Genomic DNA, 858 nt, shown 5'->3' on the forward strand with positions numbered 1-858 from the left:
TGTGACATAAGCTGAAAGGTTGGCATTCTCACGAATCTTCGCTTGGAAGCTCAGAGTCACTGCTTTGCCACCATTCGCCTTCACTTGATCTTCTGTCAGAGTAACTTTGATTGTTTGACCATCGACCGTAATTTGACCTGCTTCGATCGGCTGACCATTCAGACTAGCCGTTGCTTGGCCTTTATCTCCTGCAAATTCAAGAACATCCACTAGCGTATCTGTTACTTCAAAAGCAGTTGCGTCATAAGGAACGCTTGTATTCACATTATAGGTGAAGACATCGTTACGGTTTGTAAGCGTCTCAGCTGGTTTGCTGTTGACATCTTTCTTAATCTTCGGTTCTTCTGGAGTCGGTGGGGTCACTGGGACTTCATTAGAGTCCTTCGTCACACCTGGACGACCTGGGAAGTCTACTCGGTAAGTGGCCTTGTTTGGTACTTCAATCTTATCTTTTTGGATATAAGCAGAGAGATTAGCACCTTCTTTAATCTTAGCCTTGAAGTTGAGAGCAACTGCTTTACCAGCGCTTGCTTTCACTTGATCTTCTGTCAGAGTCACCTTAATCGTTTGACCATCAACAGTGATTTGCTTAGCGTCTAAATCTTTGCCATCCAGACTTGCTTGAGCTTGGCCTTTATCTCCTGAGAAGGTCAATACATCAACTAAAGTATCCGTTACTTCAAAGGCTGTCGCATCGTAAGGAACTTTCGTTTCTACTGTATAAGTAAACTCTTCCTCACGCGTTTCAAGAGTGGCAGCTGCCTTACCATTTACCTTCTTCTTGATGCCTGGCTCTTCTGGACTTGGTGGAGTTACCGGAACTTCGTTAGAGTCCTTCGTCACACCTGGTCTGTTAGG

1 protein-coding gene is annotated in these 858 nt (G+C 44.8%); it reads right to left on the reverse strand.

Translation table 11 applies throughout. The features are described 5' to 3' along the window. The coding region (locus tag AX677_RS00005; protein ID WP_269450179.1) for an isopeptide-forming domain-containing fimbrial protein at positions 1–843 on the reverse strand (843 nt) is incomplete at its 3' end. Between the last annotated feature and the right edge of the window lie 15 nt (positions 844–858).

This window comes from Streptococcus sp. CCH8-C6, assembly GCF_001557225.1.
GTDB lineage: Bacteria > Bacillota > Bacilli > Lactobacillales > Streptococcaceae > Streptococcus > Streptococcus sanguinis_C.